Source organism: Nonomuraea sp. NPDC049504 (genome assembly GCF_040676845.1).
In the GTDB taxonomy this organism is placed as follows: Bacteria; Actinomycetota; Actinomycetes; order Streptosporangiales; family Streptosporangiaceae; genus Nonomuraea; species Nonomuraea salmonea.
The window spans coordinates 77,852-93,424 of the sequence record NZ_JBFAPT010000009.1 but is presented as its reverse complement, the minus strand read 5'-3'; the positions used below and the strand labels follow the sequence as shown (position 1 = coordinate 93,424).

Sequence of the window (15,573 nt, the reverse complement as noted above, 5' to 3'; positions counted from 1 at the left end):
TCCGTTCACTTTAGAGCCTGATTGTCCCTACGACATATCAAGTCACATGGGACTCATCCCACACTCTTCGTCCATTCCCGCTTGAGATACGCCTTCGCCGCATCTGCCTGCGGAATCGTCATGAGCACCGGCGGACCGGGCGCCTTCGGCAGTTTCTGGGCCTGCTCGGTGTCGAGCGTGCCCTTCATCAGCATCGCCTCGCCGCGCGCCGGGCGGGCGTAGCCCTTCTGGAGCAGGTTCTGGCCCTCGTCGGAGAACAGGAACTCCTGCCACAGCCGGGCCGCGGCGGGATGCGGCGCCGCCTTGTTGACGGCCTGCACGTGGTAGCCGCCGAGCGCGGCGCCCTTGGGGATGGTCACCTTCCACGCGTCGGCCTGCTCCGCGCTGCGCGCGGCGTTGAGGTGGTCCCAGGCGACGACCACGTTGGCCTTGGCCACGTCGGTCAGCCGGCCGGCCTGCTTGAGCTTGGCGAACAGCTCCACGCCCTGCTCGGGCCGCGGCGCCCCCGAGCTCATGGACGCGGCCATCACCCCGCCGAACGCCGACGAGGAGCGCAGCGGGTCGCCGTCGAGCGCGACGCGGTAGCCGGGCTTGAGCAGGTCGGCGAAGGAGGCGGGCGCCTTGACCGCGCGCGGGTCGTAGCCGATCGACATGTAACCGCCGTAGGCGGCGTACCAGGCGCCGGACGGGTCCTTGACGTGGTCGGGCAGATCCTGCCACCCCTGCACCTTGTACGGCGCGAACTTGGCGGCACCGTAGACCGCCATGTCCATGGTCAGGTCGAAGACGTCGGGCTTGAGCTGGGTGGCGACGTCGAGCTCGCGCTTGCTGCTGGCGGCGGGCTCGAGTTCGTTGATCTTGATGTCGTACTTGTCGGCGAAGGTGTCGATGATCTCGCCGAAGTTCACCCATTCGCGGGGCAGGGCGATGACGTTGAGCTCGCCCTCCTGCTGGGCGGCCTCGACGAGCCGCTCCATGGTGCCGAAGCCCGACTTGAGCGAGCTGGCCTTGGCGTTGACGGGCGGCAGGTTCTCGGTCTCGGTGGAGGCGGTGTCGGTGGACGACGCGCCGCATCCGGCGCTGGCGAGGATGGCTGCTGCGGCGGCGCAGGTACGTACGGTCACAGATTGAATACTTACCGCTGCATCCTCCCAGGTCGAGGAGGCGCGGCCGGTACGACCTTCGCGGCCACCAGCGTCTCCTCGGGGATCTCCACCTCCGTGCCATCCCTTTTGCGGATCTTGAGAGTTCCGTCCGCCCACGACACGAGGATGCCCACCGTGTCCCGAAACCCGCCAGGCACGCGCCTTCGGGTAGTGATCCGGGCGCCTATATCCTGACTTGTGATGGCGATGACGAGGCGTGCGGCCACGAGTTTGCCACCCTCCGTTTCGGCCAGCGAGCAAGCACGGCAATACTAGGGCGTAGCAAACCGCGGTCAGAGTCATGCCATGGTGCGGAGAAGAAGGAGCTCGAGGTGACCTACGTCATCGCGCAGCCTTGCGTGGACGTCCTGGACAAGGCGTGCATCGAGGAGTGCCCCGTCGATTGCATCTACGAGGGCGAGCGCATGCTTTACATCCACCCCGACGAGTGCGTGGACTGCGGCGCGTGCGAGCCAGTGTGCCCCGTCGAGGCGATTTTCTATGAGGACGACCTTCCCGAGCAGTGGAAGGACTACTACAAGGCGAACGTGGACTTCTTCGAGGACCTGGGCTCGCCCGGTGGCGCCTCGAAGGTGGGCAAGATCGAGAAGGATCACCCGGTGGTGGCCGCCCTGCCGCCGCAGGGCGAGGATCACTGACGATCGTCTGCCCGACGTGCACGGGCGCATCCCGCGGGATGCGCCCCGTACGCGCGCGCCCTAGCGACAGCCTGCAACACCCTGGAGAACCGTGAACAACCTGCCCGACTTCCCCTGGGACCGGCTGGAGCCCTACAAGGAGCGCGCGCTGGCACACCCCGACGGCATCGTCGACCTGTCGGTCGGCACACCCGTCGACTCCGTGCCACAAGTCGTCCAGGACGCGCTCACCGGGGCCGCCGACAGCCCCGGCTACCCGCTCACCCACGGCACCAAGGCGCTGCGCGAGGCCGCGGCCGGGTGGCTGGCGCGCCGCCACGGCGTCACCGTCGACCAGCGCGACGTGCTGCCGCTGATCGGCTCCAAGGAGTTCGTCGCCTGGCTGCCCACCTACCTGGGGGCGCGCAGGGTCGTCTTCCCCGAGCTGGCCTACCCCACCTACGACGTGGGCGCCAGGCTCGCGGGCGCCACGGGCACCGCATCCGACAGCACGCTCGCGCTCGGCCCGGAGAAGGTCGACCTCATCTGGGTCAACTCGCCGGGCAACCCCACGGGCCGGGTGCTGCCAGCCGAGCACCTGCGCAAGGTCGTCGCCTGGGCCCGCGAGCGCGGCGCGATCGTGGCCTCCGACGAGTGCTACATCGAGCTCGGCTGGGAAGAACGGCCGGTCTCGATCCTGCACCCCGACGTCTGCGGCGGCTCCCACGAGGGGCTGCTCGCCGTCCACTCGCTCTCCAAGCGCTCCAACCTGGCGGGCTATCGCGCCGGGTTCGTGACCGGCGACCCCGCCCTGGTCAAGCGGCTGCTGGAGATCCGCAAGCACGCCGGCATGCTGATGCCGCAGCCCGTACAGGCCGCGATGACGGTCGCGCTCGGCGACGATCAGCACGCCGACCTGCAGCGCGAGCGCTACGCCGGGCGCCGGGCGCTGCTGCGGCCCGCGCTGGAGAAGGCCGGCTGGAGCATCGACCACTCGACCGCCGGGCTGTACTTCTGGGCCACCAACGGCCAGAGCGCCTGGGATCAGGTTGGCAAGCTTTCCGAAATCGGGATTTTGGTCGCTCCTGGCGAATTCTACGGATCGGCAGGTGGGCGGCACATCCGCGTGGCGCTCACGGCGACCGATGAGCGGATCGGTGCGGCGGTGCGCCGCCTCCAGTAGGATCACCCGGCAAAGCCCCGGCGGAGCCGGGTTCGCGCGCATAAATTGATAAGGGCTTATGCCGAGGCAGACCGCGAGTGGAGCGAGCTGATCGATGAGCGTGACCTCCATGGTCGTTCTCGGGCTGAGCATCGCCACCGTCCTGCTGCTGCTGGGTGCCTTCTGGGCCACCCTGCGGCAAGACAGGAAGGGTCGCTCCAGCGCCGCACCGGCCGAGGTCGCCTCCGTCGAGGCCCCGCTGGCGGCGCCGGTCAGCGCCCCCGGCCGTGCCGGCACCGACTACACCGACCCTCGCACGATCCAGGTCGGCGACCGGATCGAGGTGCACGGGTCACCCGCGCGCGTGCTCGGCGCCATGCACGTCTCCTGGCAGGGCCAGCAGTGGGTGGAGTTCCTGCTGCGCGACGGCTCACGGCGGCTGCAGTGGCTCTCGGTCGAGGTGCGTCCCGGCAGCCCGCCCCATCTTGAGGTGCAGCTCTGGAACGATGTGCCGACCCAGGGCATGGTCCCCGCCAAGAGCATGCTGATCATGGAGGGCGTGGAGTTCTTCCCCATCGAGCGGGGCACGGCCGCGTTCAGGAGCGAGGGCGACACCGGCAACCCCGATCGCGGGCTGCTCGACTTCGCCGACTACCGTGCCTCCGACGGGCGGCTGCTGTCGTTCGAGCGCATCCAGGGCCGCTCGTGGACCGCCGCCTACGCCCAGCCGCTGCCGCCCGGCTCGATCTCGATCGTCCGCCGCGCCTCCTGACCGCTCACGCCAGCTCCACGCGGCGGGCGCCCGCCGCGCCGCCCCGCTGCCAGCCGTCGGCCTCGATGTCGTTGAGCCAGGTGGCGCCGTTGTAGCCGACCTTGGTGAGCGCGTACTTCTCGGCGTGCGCCACCGACCAGGCCGCCATCAGCCAGCCGCGCCGCTTCGTGGTGATCGCGGTGCTGCCGAGCGCCTTGGCGAGCTGCTTGCGCGCGGCGTCGGTGCGGGGCTTCGGCGCCGGGGTCTGCTTCGCCGGATACCAGCAGTGCACGGCCTGCGGCACCCGGCCGGTGAAGGCGGCGGCCAGGATCTTCGCGTCGCCCTCGTGCGGCGCGTACGCGTAGCCGCCCGCCGACCGCTGCACCGCCTGCGCCGCGTCGGCCAGCGGGATCTTCCGGTAGTTCTTCACCTTGACCAGCTCGGCGAAGAACTTGTTCGTGGCGTAGACCGGGTCCATCAGCTGCTTCTTCGAGCCCCAGCCCTGCGAGGGACGCTGCTGGAACACGCCCAGCGAGTCGCGGTCGCCGTAGGTGAGGTTGAGCAGCTTCGACTCCTGCAGCGCGGTCGCGTACGCGATGACCACCGCCCGCTCGGGCAGCCTGCGCCGCGCCGCCACGGCCGCGATCGTCGCGGAGATCTGCGCCTGCTCGGGATCGAGGGTCAGCACCCCCTCAGGCGTCTTGACCACGCAGAACGGATCTTCCTGGACCGCCAGCCGCGGCGTGCGCTTCAGCAGGTGGTAGAGGCCGAAGGACACGCCGACGGCCAGCACGACGACGATGATCGCGATGGTGATGACAGCACGGGAGAAGCGCGGGCGCACGCTGAGAAACCTACCCGGCCGGATAAGCTCCCAGGCCATGAGCAACGTGCGTACGTCGTCACCGCTGCCCGCCGTGGTGGACGAGCTGTGGGAGCGCAGGGCGGAGCTGACACCCGCCGACGCCGAGGCCCGGCATCTCGTGGTGGGCGCGGTCGATCTGCTCGACAAGGGCGAGGCCAGGGTCGCGCGGGTGGTGGACGACGAGGTCGTGGTGGACGAGCGGGCCAAACGCGCGATCCTGCTCAGCTTCAAGGTGCTCGGCATGACGCGCTCGCAGGTGGGCGACTTCCACCACCACGACCGGCATCCGCTCAAGAGCTCGCTGGAGGGCGTGCGGGTGGTGCCGGGCGCGATCGCCCGATGGGGCTCCTACCTCGCGCCGGGCGTGGTGCTGATGCCGTCGTTCACGAACATCGGCGCGTACGTCGACGCCGGCACCATGGTCGACACATGGGCCACGGTCGGCTCGTGCGCCCAGATCGGCAGGAACGTCCACCTGTCGGGCGGCGTCGGCATCGGCGGCGTGCTGGAGCCGCCGAACGCGGTGCCGGTGGTCGTCGAGGACGGCGCGCTCATCGGCAGCCGGGCGATGATCGTCGAGGGCGCCAGGGTGGGCGAGGGCGCGGTCGTCGGCGCGGGAACGATCCTTTCCGCGTCGATCCCGGTCATCGACGTCGAGACCGGCGAGGAGCTGGCCCGCGGCGCGATCCCGCCGTGGTGCGTGGCGGTGAGCGGCACGCGGCAGAAGGAGTTCCCCGGCGGCACGTTCGGCCTGCCGTGCGTGCTGGTGCTCAAGCGCCTCGAGCCGGGGAGCAGGCACGACAAGGCGGCGCTCAACGAGGTGCTGCGCGAACACGGAGTGAACACCTGATGCTTGACCTGACCCAGGACGTACGCGACCTGACCGCCGCGATCGTGGACATCGAGTCCGTCAGCGGCGGCGAGAAGGCGCTGGCCGACGAGGTCGAGCGGGCACTGGCCGCGCTGCCGCACCTCAAGGTGACCCGGTCGGGCGAGACGGTCGTGGCACGCACCGAGCAGGGCCGCTCCGAGCGGGTGCTGATCGCGGGCCACCTCGACACCGTCCCCGTCGCCGGCAACCTGCCCAGCCGGGTGGAGGGCGACCTGCTCTACGGCTGCGGCACCACCGACATGAAGGCGGGCGTGGCCGTCGCGCTCAAGCTGGCCGCCGCCCTGCCCGCGCCCGGCCGCGACGTCACCTACGTCTTCTACGACTGCGAGGAGGTCGAGGCCGAGCGCAACGGCCTGACCAGGGTCGCGCGCGAGCACCCCGACTGGCTGGCGGCCGACTTCGCGGTGCTGATGGAGCCCACCGACGGCGTCATCGAGGGCGGCTGCCAGGGCACGCTGCGCGCCGACGTCACGGTGGCGGGCAAGCGGGCGCACAGCGCGCGCTCGTGGTTCGGGGTCAACGCCATCCACGGCATCGAGCCGGTGCTGGCCAGGCTCAACGCGTACGAGCCGCGCCGGCCGGTGGTCGACGGGCTCGAATACCACGAAGGGCTCAACGCGGTGGGCGTGCGCGGCGGCGTGGCCGGCAACGTCATCCCCGACCTGTGCGTGGTGAGCGTCAACTACCGCTTCGCGCCCGACCTGTCGATCGAGGAGGCGGAGCAGCACGTACGCGAGGTCTTCGACGGTTTCGCGGTGAGCCTGACGGACGCGGCGCCGGCCGCCCGTCCCGGGCTCACGCACCCGGTGGCGGCGGCCTTCACGGCGGCGGTCGGCGGCACCCCGCGCGCCAAGCTGGGCTGGACCGACGTGGCCCGCTTCTCCGCGCTCGGCGTCCCGGCCGTCAACTACGGCCCTGGGGACCCGAACCTGGCACACCAGCAGGGCGAGTACGTGTCGCTGCAGAAGATCGTGGAGAGCGAGCGGGCGATGCTCGACTGGCTGTCCGCCTAGAAGGGGCCCACACATGAAAGTGGCCTTCCTCGCCGGCCATTTGGCGGGGAAGACCACTTTCAGTCCCGAGCAGCACCCTCGCCGATTAGACGCGGGGGAGCCGAAATCTGGTTCCCTGCTTCTTCCAAGTTTTTTCAGAACGGTTTCTCACCCCCGCCACCTGCGGTTACGCCTGCGGCATGCACGCTGGAGACCTCCAGGGGGCAGTGACGCGGTTCCTGGAACCGGCCACGTGCGAGAAGGACTAGCGTGATCCGCATGGAAAAGATCCGTCGAGAACGCCGACAGGGCCAGGCTTTCGTCCGCGGCAGCCTCGTCCCCAGCTCCACCCACGACCAGCGGCTGCTGGCCCGTCAGGGGCCGTCCGACTGGGTGCACATGGACCCGTGGCGGGTCCTGCGCATCCAGGCGGAGTTCGTGGAGGGCTTCGGCCAGCTCGCCGAGCTGCCCCCGGCCGTCACGGTCTTCGGCTCGGCCCGCACCGCCCCCGACTCGCCCGAATACGCGCTGGGCCGCACGCTCGGCCGCAAGCTGGCCGAGGCCGGCTACGCGGTGATCACCGGTGGCGGGCCCGGCGTCATGGAGTCGGCCAACCGGGGCGCGAGCGAGGTCGACGGCGCGGTGTCCGTGGGGCTCGGCATCGAGCTGCCCTTCGAGCAGCGCATGAACGACTACGTCGATCTCGGCATCGAGTTCCGCTACTTCTTCGTCCGCAAGACGATGTTCGTCAAATACTCCTGCGGCTTCATCACGCTGCCCGGCGGCTTCGGCACGCTCGACGAGCTGTTCGAGGCGCTCACGCTGGTGCAGACCCGCAAGGTCACCTCCTTCCCCGTGGTGCTGCTCGGCAGCGAGTTCTGGGGCGGGCTGATCGACTGGATCAAGGGCACGCTGCTGGGCACCGGCAAGATCGCCGCCCAGGACCTCGAGCTGATCACCGTCACCGACGACCCCGACGAGGCGGTCCGCATCATCGTCGAGTCCGACCGGGCCCGCTCCCGGCAGCGCCAGGAGGAGATCGAGGCGACATCGGTCCAGACGGCGGAGCCCCAATAAGCTCTTTCAGCGTGAACATCTGCGTCTACTGCGCCTCCAGCCTGACCATCGACGCCAAATACATCGACCTGGCCGCCCAGGTGGGCACCGAGCTGGCCCGGCGGGGTCACACGCTGGTGAGCGGCGGTGGGTCGGTGTCCTGCATGGGCGCCGTCACCTCGGCCGCCCGCGCCGCGGGCGGCCGGACGGTCGGCGTGATCCCGCAGGTCCTGGTCGACATGGAGGTGGCCGACGAGGAGTCGGACGAGCTGGTCGTGACCGACGGCATGCGCGAGCGCAAGGGCGTCATGGACGACCGCTCCGACGCGTTCCTGGTGCTGCCGGGCGGCATCGGCACGCTGGAGGAGCTGTTCGAGATCTGGAGCGCGCGGGTGCTCGGCATCCACGACCGCCCGCTGGTGCTGCTCGACCCCTTCGGCCTGTACGACCCGCTGAAGACGCTCGTCGAGCGCATGTACGACGAGGGCTTCACCCGTCCCGACGTCTTCGACGCCATCTCCTGGACCTCGACGGTCGAGGAGGCGTTCGCCCACCTGGAGGCGCGTACGCAACCGGTCAGGCCGAGCGTCGCCGAGCTGGGCGAGGCCGCCGGCTGACCGGCTTTCCCGCCGCCCGGAGACGCACCGGTCGCGGCATGTGCGGGACCTCGTGCCCCGATGCTATGAGTACGATGCCAATGTGCTGGTCATACTCGCCATCGCCGCCATCGCGATCCTGGTCTGCGTGGTCCTGGTCTCCCTGGGCAAGGGCGGTGAGCTGACCGAGTTCCCGCCCGATGTGCCGCCGCTCGACCTCCCTGAGGCGGGGCAGCTCTCGGCGGTCGACTTCATGGCGCTCCACCTGCCGGTCAACCTGGTCGGCTATCACACGCAGAGCGTCGATGAGACGCTGCGCCGCGCCGCGACGGCGATCAGCGCGCGTGACACCCGCATCGCCGTGCTGGAGCAGCGGGTCTCCGAGCTGCTGTCCAACCGGCTGTACGCGCGGCAGGAGGTCTACGCCGCGCCCGGTTCCGGCCCGCGCACCGAGCACGAGCCCGAGGCTCCCGCCGAGTCCCGCGCGCTGTCGGAGTCGGGCGACCCGGTGACCTCCAGCGGCGCCTCGGTGTCGTGGGACGGCGAGGCCGGCCTGACCAGCCCGCCCGAGGACCCGGAGTGGCGGCTGCCCGAGGCTGAGAAGGAGCCCGAGGACACGGCCGGCGAAGAGAAGGCCGAGAAGGCCGGAGCAGCAGACAAGGCCGACGAGAAGGACGCCGAGAAGGACGCTGAGGAGCAGGAAGACTCCTCCGCGCGGGCCTCGCTCAACGGCCAGGAGGATGAGCAGCGCAAGTGACAGCGCACGTAACAGAGCCGATCCGCTGCACCTGGGCCGGCATGTCCGACCCGATGTACCTCGCCTACCACGACAAGGAGTGGGGCCGCCCGCTCAAGGGCGACGACGCGGTCTTCGAGCGGGTCTCGCTCGAGGCGTTCCAGTCGGGGTTGTCGTGGCTGACGATCCTGCGCAAGCGGGAGAACTTCCGCGCCGCGTTCGACGGCTTCTCCATCGCGAAGGTGGCCGCGTACACGGAAGAAGACGTCGAGCGGCTGCTCGGCGACGCCGGCATCATCCGCAACCGCGCCAAGATCGAGGCGGCCGTCGCCAACGCCAGGGCCGCGCTCGACCTGCCCGGCGGCCTGTCGGAGCTGGTGTGGCGGCACGCCGATCCCGACGCGCCCGTGCCGCGCACGATGGCCGACGTGCCGGCCGTCACGCCCGGCTCCAAGGCGCTGGCCAAGGAGCTCAAGAGACACGGCTTCAGGTTCGTCGGCCCGACCACCGCCTACGCGCTCATGCAGGCGATCGGGCTGGTCAACGATCATCTCGAGGACTGCGTCGCGCGTACGTGGTGAGCTCCGCCGCGTGACTGCGCCCGAGCGACCCGCCGAGCGCCGGTATGCGCGGGCGGGTGCATCGGCGCTGATCTTGCGGCGTTCGGCAGCAGGCCGCAGGTGTAGGAGGCGTCCTCGGGGTCGGCGCCGTGGTCCCAGCCAGATGCGGAGGTAGGGGCGCGTGACGGGCTCGAAGGCGCCCGCCGCCTGGTCTCGGGCACGATCGCGTGCTCCAGGTAGGGACGCGGGCAACGCTCGATCCAGCCCTTGGCCGGCGCGCGGAACCCGCCGTCCCGGGTCCGTGATCGTCCAGGGAGAGCCGTGCAGCAGCGCCAGGGTCTCCGACGCCGCGATGAGCAGTGAGAGGCCGTAGGAGCCCGTGTAGGCCACGCGGCCGTGCTGGACGAACCCGGCCACCCTTCGAGCGGCGGATCGGCCCACAGCCGCCCCGGCGCCATCCCCGCCAGCCACTCGCCGGACCGCTCGCTCAGCGCGGCCGGCGGCCGGGCGTGGACCGGGTCACCGGCGTCCGGCTCGCCGCCGGTCAGCGGTTCCAGGGCGGTCGCGCGGAGAGCGTCGAAGTGGTCGGGTGCGTGCGTGATGTCCGGCTTCCCCGAGGGGAGGTCACTCCGCGTTGAACGTCGGCTGCTCCTTGGCGAGGAAGGCGCGGGTGGCGTTGAGGTGGTCCTGGGTGGCGACGCACTGGTCCTGGAGGTCGGCCTCCATGGCGAGCGAGTCGGCCAGCGCGTGGGTGGCGGCGTAGGCCAGCGCCCGCTTGGTGGCGCCGTAGGCCAGCGTGGGGCCCTGCGCGAGACGTACGGCGAGGTCGGTGGCGGTCTTCAAGACGTCCTCCGCCGGCACCACGCGGGTCACCAGCCCGAGCTCCAGGGCGCGGGCCGCGTCGAGCGGCTCGCCCAGCAGCATCAGCTCGGCCGCGTGCCCCTGGCCCACCAGGCGCTGCAACGTCCACGACGCGCCCGAGTCGGGCGCGAGCCCGATCCCCGCGAACGCCAGCGCGAACTTCGCCCGCTCCGACGCCACCCGCAGGTCGCACGCGAACGCCAGCGACGCGCCCGCGCCCGCCGCCACCCCGTTGACGGCGGCCACCACCGGCTTGGGCATCGTGCTGATCAGCTCGACGATCGGGTTGTAGTGGGCCCGCACGGTGTTGGCCAGCCCGCGCCCCGCCTCCAGGTTGTCGGCGTGCTCACGCAGGTCCTGGCCCGCGCAGAAGGCCCGGCCCGAGCCGGTCAGCAGCACCGCGCGCACCCCGCGGTCGTGCGCGGCCCTGCGCAGCGCGTCGTGCAGCGCCTGCTTGGTCTCGGCGGTCAGCGAGTTCATCGCCTCGGGCCGGTCGAGCGTGATGGTGGCGACGGCGTCGGCCACGTCATAGCGGATCACAGCAACTCCCTGTCGACGAACGCGGCGGCTGCGGGCAGCAGCCTGGCGGCCTCCTGCTCGAAGAAGGCCCGTGCCTTCTCGCCCGGCCAGCCCGCGGGCAGCAGCTCGGGCGGCAGGCCGGGATCGCGGAACAGGAAGTTGCGCCACCCGTGCACCAGCCGGCTCCGCGTCGCGAACACCCGGTCGGGCGGCGCCTCCTCCGGCAGCGTGCTGATCAGCGTGACAGCCTCGGCCAGCCAGTGCTCGTACGCCTCGCCGATGGCGTCCAGATCCCATGCCCTGGCCACCAGCTCGCGCGGGTCGCCCTCCAGCGCCGCGTCGAACCTGTCGGCCCGCACCCCTTCGCCCTCCAGCAGGTTGTCCAGCTCGATCGAGGAGCGCGGGCCGATCCACGTCGTCTCCGACAGCGAGGCGTAGCCGAGGAACGTCAGGTCCGCCTTCAGCCGCTCTCTGCGCTGCCGTTCCTTGACCGGCTCGAAGACGATCAGGTGCCAGCGGCCGTGCCAGGTCAGCGTTCCGGCTCGGTAAATTCTCAGCGCCGCCTCGTCCAGCCGCCTGACGCACTTCGGCGTCAGCCCGTAGCCCGCGCCCTGTGGCAGCCGCACCGGCTGGAGCCAGCCCTGTCGCACCATTCTCGAAACCGCCGTACGTACGGCGGGAGCGGCTATTTCCAGGGGTTTCATGAGGCGCACGAGAGCGGCGACGGACGCCTGTCCGCCGCGTGAACGCAGGTGGTCACCGTAGAGGTCGAACAGAGCGGCGCGAGCGTGCACGAAGTCCAGTTTGGACGTCATCGCCTGCCGCGACAACGCATTCTGGGAGGAGATCGTTACCCATGAGCGCTCTCGATGCGGGAGAATAGGACATCACAGAAGACGTGAATGCGCCGACCACCCCCTCGGGAGGTCGGAAATCGCGGGCCGCGGGAGCCCAAGGCAGGAAGGGATGCACGCATGGCGGCGATGAAGCCGCGGACCGGCGATGGTCCGCTCGAGGTCACCAAGGAAGGGCGCGGCATTGTCATGCGGGTCCCCCTGGAGGGTGGCGGCCGGCTCGTCGTGGAGATCTCCGCCGACGAGGCCAAGGCGCTCGGCGAGGCGTTGAAGAACGTCGTCGGCTGAGCGCTCCCCGGAGATCACTTTGTTCCACGACCCTGGCGTACCCACGACGCCAGGGTCGCTGACGTTTGAGGAGTAGTTCGTGCCCATTGAGACCACTACGTCGGTGGTCACCGAGGTTCCCGACGACGCCGAGTTGCTGGCCGTCCCCTATGACTCCGACCTCAGCCCCTCGGTCGAGCTGCCGCTGCCGGCCGCCGGCCTGCTCGCCCACTACGACGCCAAGGGCGAGGCGGGCGAGATCGTCGAGGTGCCGGTGGCTCGGTCCGGCGGAGTGGGCCGGGTCCTGCTGTACGGCGTCGGCGACGGCTCCCCGCGCGCCCTGCGCACCGCCGCCGCCGCGCTGACCAGGAAGGCCAAGGGCAGGGACACGCTGACCGTGGTGCCGCCCGCTGGTGACCTGACGCCGTTCGCCGAGGCGGCGCTGCTGGCGGCGTACACGTTCAGGATCGGCAAGGCCGGCAAGAAGCCGGTCGGCACGCTGGTGTTCGCCGGGGCCGACGAGGGCCAGGTGCGGCGCGCCGAGACCGTCGCGCGGGCCGTCGCGTTCGCCCGCGACCTCGCCAACACGCCGTCCTCGGTGAAGAACCCCGCCTGGCTCGCCGAGCAGGCCCAGGAGAGCGGCGTGCCGGTCGAGGTCTGGGACGAGGAGCGGCTGAAGGCCGACGGGTTCGGCGGCATCCTCGCCGTCGGGCAGGGCTCGGCCAGCCCGCCCCGGCTCATCAAGCTCACCTACACCCCCGACGAGCCGGTCGAGCGGCACGTCGTGCTGGTGGGCAAGGGCATCACGTTCGACTCGGGCGGGCTGTCGCTCAAGCCGACCGACAACATGAAGACCCAGAAGACCGACATGGCGGGCGGCGCGGTCGTCATCGCGGTGCTCAAGGCGCTGGCCGAGCTCAAGGCCCCCGTACGCGTGACCGGTCTGGTCGCCGCCGCCGAGAACATGCCGTCCGGCACCGCCCAGCGGCCCAGCGACGTGATCAAGCACTACGGCGGCCGTACGGTCGAGGTGCTCAACACCGACGCCGAGGGCCGGCTCGTGCTGGCCGACGCGCTCGCCTACGCCGACGCCGTGCTCGACCCCGACGAGGTGATCGACATCGCCACGCTCACCGGGGCCATCACGGTCGCGCTCGGCCGCCACTACGGCGCCGTCTACTCCTCCGACGACACGCTGGCCGAGCGGCTCGTCTCCGCGGGCCGGGCGGCCGACGACAAGCTGTGGCGGATGCCGCTGGTCGAGGACTACGCGCCCGCGCTCAGGTCGCCGATCGCCGACCTCGCCAACGTCGAGTCCGGCTCCACCTACGGCGGCGGGTCGATCACGGCGGCGCTGTTCCTGCGGGAGTTCGCGGGCAAGCGGCCGTGGGCGCACCTCGACGTCGCCGGCGTCGGGCGCAGCACCGTGGACGAGGGCACGCTCACCAAGGGCGCCACGGGCTTCGGCGTCCGCCTCCTGGTGGAGTGGCTCACCAAGGGCTGACCGCTGCCCCCACCGGCCCCCGCGTGGGGTCGGTGGGTCAGCCGGAGATCTTCACCGCGGCCAGCAGGCCGTCGCCGAGCGGCATGAGCACCGAACGCAGCCGCTCGTCCGACTGCACCAGCTTGCCGACCTCGCGCAGCGCCACCGTGTCGGTGTCGCGCTGCGTCGGGTCGGCCACGCGGTGGTGCCACAACATGTTGTCGAACGCCACGATGCCGCCCACGCGCAGCAGCCGGACCGCCTCGGCGAGATAGTCGGCGTATTCCTGCTTGGCGCCGTCGGCGAACACCATGTCATAGCCGCCGTCCGACAAACGCGGCAGCACGTCGAGCGCGCGGCCCGAGATGAGCCGCACCCTGCTGCCGGAGAACCCGGCCTCCGTGAACGCCTGCCGGGCCAGCCGCTGATGCTCGGGCTCCACGTCGACGCTCGTCAATGTGCCGTCCGTACGCATGCCGCGCAGCAGCCACAATCCCGACACGCCGCAACCCGTGCCGATCTCGACCACCGACTTGGCGTTGACGACGGTCGTGAGAAAGCACAGGGCGGCGCCGCCGCCGGGAAGGATGGGTGTGGCACCCATCTCCAGCCCGCGCTGCCGCGCCGCGTGCAGGATCTCATCCTCATGATGGAACTGCTCCGCATAGGCCAGAGTGGCCTCCACCGGAGTGGTCATCGGCCTCCTCCCCCCACTTTCGTGCGATTGGTCGCGAGGTATACGCGTGATTGGCACCGATCGCAGCCTAGGGGAGACACGCCGGGACGGGAACTCAGGAGGGTCCCGAGGCGTTGCAGGTTTAAACGGGCTTTGCCGGTCCGGAAGGCAGGCAGTGCGCACGAAGGGACGAAACCAGGCACTATGGCGGTAGCGGTGGTCCCAGAGAGAGGAGTTCTGGTGGACGAGAGCGACCACCAGACCGATGCTCCGGTGTCGTCCGACTGGACGCCTCCCAGCTGGGAGGAAGTGGTGCGGACTCACTCCGCACGCGTGTATCGGCTGGCGTACCGGCTGACCGGCAATGTCCATGACGCCGAAGACCTCACGCAGGAGGTCTTCGTCAGGGTCTTCAGGTCGCTGTCGAGTTACACCCCCGGCACGTTCGAGGGGTGGCTGCACCGGATCACGACCAACCTGTTCCTCGACATGGCGCGGCGCAAGCAGCGCATCAGGTTCGAGGGGCTGGCCGACGACGCCGCCGAGCGGCTGCGCGGTCGTGAGCCGTCCCCGGCGCAGGCGTTCGACGACGCCCACCTGGAGCCCGACATCCAAGCCGCCCTCGACGCGCTCGCCCCCGAGTTCCGGGCCGCGATCGTGCTGTGTGACATCGAGGGCCTGTCCTACGAGGAGATCGCGGCCACGCTCGGCGTCAAGCTGGGTACGGTCCGAAGCCGTATTCACCGTGGCCGGGCGCAGTTGCGGGAGGCTCTCGACCATCGAGCCCCCCGTAATTCTCAACTCCCCCCGACCGTGATCCGTGGGGAGGAAATCTGACATGGCTCATCTGGGAGAACGCGCATCCGCGCTCGTCGACGGAGAGCTCAGCCACACCGAGCGCGAGCGTGCGCTGGCTCATCTGACTTTCTGTGCTGACTGTCGTCGCGAGGTCGAGTCGGTGCGGGCGCTCAAGTCCCGTCTGCGCTCGCTCGAGACGCCGGCGATGCCGGCCGACCTGACGATGTCCCTGCTCCGCATGGCGGAGCCGGGCGGGCCGTTGCCGCCGAGGGAGCGCCCTTTCCCCACGCGTACGTTCGGGGGAGTGCCCATTCCGGGGCCGCACACCATCGCGCCGCTCGACAACCGGCCGCGCCGCGACGCCGGTGGCGGGGCTTCGGGGCCTGGCCGTGGCAGTAGGCGGCGCAACACCTATGTCGCGGTCGGCGTGGTCTCGGCGGCCGTGGCGCTCGGCACCTTCTTCGCCGTGAGCGGAGTCGGGCAGAACAACCCGGCTCCGCCTGTTGAACTGTTCCAGCAGCAGGCCCGTACTACGCCTACGAACGCCCCCGCTACTGCCACACCCTGACCTCGGCAATGCCGGGGGCAAGCGGTTGGCGTAGTCGGCGGCGGAGCGGGCATACGATCTGGGTTCGGGAATTGTCACAGGCAAGTCCTGACAAAAGCTTTAGATCACTCGTATGCCGCAAGAGCCCGGATTTGCGGTGGCCGAGCCAAGGAGT

The 15,573-nt window shown here is 70.5% G+C and carries 18 protein-coding genes and 1 pseudogene; 13 read left to right on the top strand and 6 right to left on the bottom strand.

The window, feature by feature from the left end; translation table 11 throughout:
* Positions 1-53 precede the first annotated feature (53 nt).
* The gene (locus tag AB0K28_RS18870) at positions 54-1,124 is read right to left on the bottom strand and encodes an ABC transporter substrate-binding protein (RefSeq protein ID WP_345389893.1); all 1,071 of its coding nucleotides are present in this window, start codon (positions 1,122-1,124) and stop codon (positions 54-56) included.
* Positions 1,125-1,477: 353 nt separating this feature from the next.
* On the opposite strand from AB0K28_RS18870, the gene fdxA reads away from it, so the two are divergent.
* The 3 genes from fdxA (at position 1,478) to AB0K28_RS18855 (ending at position 3,717) form a co-directional block, all read left to right on the top strand.
* Entirely contained in the window at positions 1,478-1,804 is a 327-nt protein-coding gene (gene fdxA, locus AB0K28_RS18865; RefSeq protein ID WP_175593000.1) for a ferredoxin, read from the top strand.
* A gap of 91 nt (positions 1,805-1,895) precedes the next feature.
* Positions 1,896-2,966 carry a succinyldiaminopimelate transaminase gene (gene dapC, locus AB0K28_RS18860; protein ID WP_364371375.1) on the top strand — a complete coding sequence of 357 codons (1,071 nt, stop codon included), beginning with the start codon at positions 1,896-1,898 and terminating at the stop codon, positions 2,964-2,966.
* Positions 2,967-3,060: 94 nt separating this feature from the next.
* Complete coding sequence (locus AB0K28_RS18855; RefSeq protein ID WP_345389886.1) at positions 3,061-3,717, top strand: DUF4178 domain-containing protein; 657 nt, start codon at positions 3,061-3,063, stop codon at positions 3,715-3,717.
* A gap of 4 nt (positions 3,718-3,721) precedes the next feature.
* Here the strand turns inward: AB0K28_RS18855 and AB0K28_RS18850 are convergent, their stop codons facing one another.
* Positions 3,722-4,540, bottom strand: a complete 819-nt coding sequence (locus tag AB0K28_RS18850; RefSeq protein WP_364371372.1) for a hypothetical protein — start codon at positions 4,538-4,540, stop codon at positions 3,722-3,724.
* 37 nt (positions 4,541-4,577) lie between these two features.
* Here AB0K28_RS18850 and AB0K28_RS18845 point away from each other — a divergent pair, with 37 nt between their 5' ends.
* The 6 genes from AB0K28_RS18845 to AB0K28_RS18820 all read left to right on the top strand — a co-directional run bounded on the left by AB0K28_RS18845 (position 4,578) and on the right by AB0K28_RS18820 (position 9,414).
* Complete coding sequence (locus tag AB0K28_RS18845; protein ID WP_345389880.1) at positions 4,578-5,411, top strand: 2,3,4,5-tetrahydropyridine-2,6-dicarboxylate N-succinyltransferase; 834 nt, start codon at positions 4,578-4,580, stop codon at positions 5,409-5,411.
* Positions 5,411-6,466 (top strand): succinyl-diaminopimelate desuccinylase, encoded by a 1,056-nt coding sequence (gene dapE / locus AB0K28_RS18840; protein ID WP_345389877.1) that lies wholly within the window; start codon positions 5,411-5,413, stop codon positions 6,464-6,466. The genes AB0K28_RS18845 and dapE overlap by 1 nt, the downstream gene beginning before the upstream one ends.
* Before the next feature lie 258 nt (positions 6,467-6,724).
* Positions 6,725-7,522 (top strand): TIGR00730 family Rossman fold protein, encoded by a 798-nt coding sequence (locus AB0K28_RS18835; RefSeq protein WP_364371367.1) that lies wholly within the window; start codon positions 6,725-6,727, stop codon positions 7,520-7,522.
* A gap of 11 nt (positions 7,523-7,533) precedes the next feature.
* Positions 7,534-8,118 carry a TIGR00730 family Rossman fold protein gene (locus tag AB0K28_RS18830; RefSeq protein WP_345389874.1) on the top strand — a complete coding sequence of 195 codons (585 nt, stop codon included), beginning with the start codon at positions 7,534-7,536 and terminating at the stop codon, positions 8,116-8,118.
* Between the two features lie 82 nt (positions 8,119-8,200).
* Positions 8,201-8,854: a hypothetical protein gene (locus AB0K28_RS18825; RefSeq protein WP_364371363.1), complete on the top strand. Its 654-nt coding sequence runs from the start codon at positions 8,201-8,203 to the stop codon at positions 8,852-8,854.
* Positions 8,851-9,414: a DNA-3-methyladenine glycosylase I gene (locus tag AB0K28_RS18820; RefSeq protein WP_345389868.1), complete on the top strand. Its 564-nt coding sequence runs from the start codon at positions 8,851-8,853 to the stop codon at positions 9,412-9,414. Before AB0K28_RS18825 ends, AB0K28_RS18820 begins: the two co-directional genes overlap by 4 nt.
* A 282-nt stretch (positions 9,415-9,696) precedes the next feature.
* Here the strand turns inward: AB0K28_RS18820 and AB0K28_RS18815 are convergent.
* From AB0K28_RS18815 to AB0K28_RS18805, 3 genes and pseudogenes are all read right to left on the bottom strand, one after another.
* Positions 9,697-9,810: pseudogene (locus tag AB0K28_RS18815) on the bottom strand (hypothetical protein); the annotation flags it as partial.
* 207 nt (positions 9,811-10,017) lie between these two features.
* Positions 10,018-10,794 carry an enoyl-CoA hydratase-related protein gene (locus tag AB0K28_RS18810; protein ID WP_345389865.1) on the bottom strand — a complete coding sequence of 259 codons (777 nt, stop codon included), beginning with the start codon at positions 10,792-10,794 and terminating at the stop codon, positions 10,018-10,020.
* Complete coding sequence (locus AB0K28_RS18805) at positions 10,791-11,588, bottom strand: PaaX family transcriptional regulator C-terminal domain-containing protein (protein WP_345389862.1); 798 nt, start codon at positions 11,586-11,588, stop codon at positions 10,791-10,793. The genes AB0K28_RS18810 and AB0K28_RS18805 overlap by 4 nt, the downstream gene beginning before the upstream one ends.
* Before the next feature lie 159 nt (positions 11,589-11,747).
* Here AB0K28_RS18805 and AB0K28_RS18800 point away from each other — a divergent pair, with 159 nt between their 5' ends.
* Together AB0K28_RS18800 and AB0K28_RS18795 are read left to right on the top strand one after the other, a co-directional pair.
* Positions 11,748-11,915, top strand: coding sequence for a DUF3117 domain-containing protein (locus AB0K28_RS18800; RefSeq protein WP_020545024.1), 168 nt, complete (start codon positions 11,748-11,750; stop codon positions 11,913-11,915).
* A 79-nt stretch (positions 11,916-11,994) separates the two neighbouring features.
* Positions 11,995-13,398 carry a leucyl aminopeptidase gene (locus AB0K28_RS18795; RefSeq protein ID WP_364371358.1) on the top strand — a complete coding sequence of 468 codons (1,404 nt, stop codon included), beginning with the start codon at positions 11,995-11,997 and terminating at the stop codon, positions 13,396-13,398.
* A gap of 37 nt (positions 13,399-13,435) precedes the next feature.
* Here the strand turns inward: AB0K28_RS18795 and AB0K28_RS18790 are convergent, their stop codons facing one another.
* Positions 13,436-14,074 carry an O-methyltransferase gene (locus tag AB0K28_RS18790; RefSeq protein WP_345389856.1) on the bottom strand — a complete coding sequence of 213 codons (639 nt, stop codon included), beginning with the start codon at positions 14,072-14,074 and terminating at the stop codon, positions 13,436-13,438.
* A gap of 183 nt (positions 14,075-14,257) precedes the next feature.
* On the opposite strand from AB0K28_RS18790, the gene sigE reads away from it, so the two are divergent.
* Complete coding sequence (gene sigE / locus AB0K28_RS18785) at positions 14,258-14,890, top strand: RNA polymerase sigma factor SigE (RefSeq protein WP_355424401.1); 633 nt, start codon at positions 14,258-14,260, stop codon at positions 14,888-14,890.
* A gap of 1 nt (position 14,891) precedes the next feature.
* Positions 14,892-15,419 carry a zf-HC2 domain-containing protein gene (locus tag AB0K28_RS18780; RefSeq protein WP_355424404.1) on the top strand — a complete coding sequence of 176 codons (528 nt, stop codon included), beginning with the start codon at positions 14,892-14,894 and terminating at the stop codon, positions 15,417-15,419.
* The last annotated feature ends 154 nt before the right edge of the window (positions 15,420-15,573 follow it).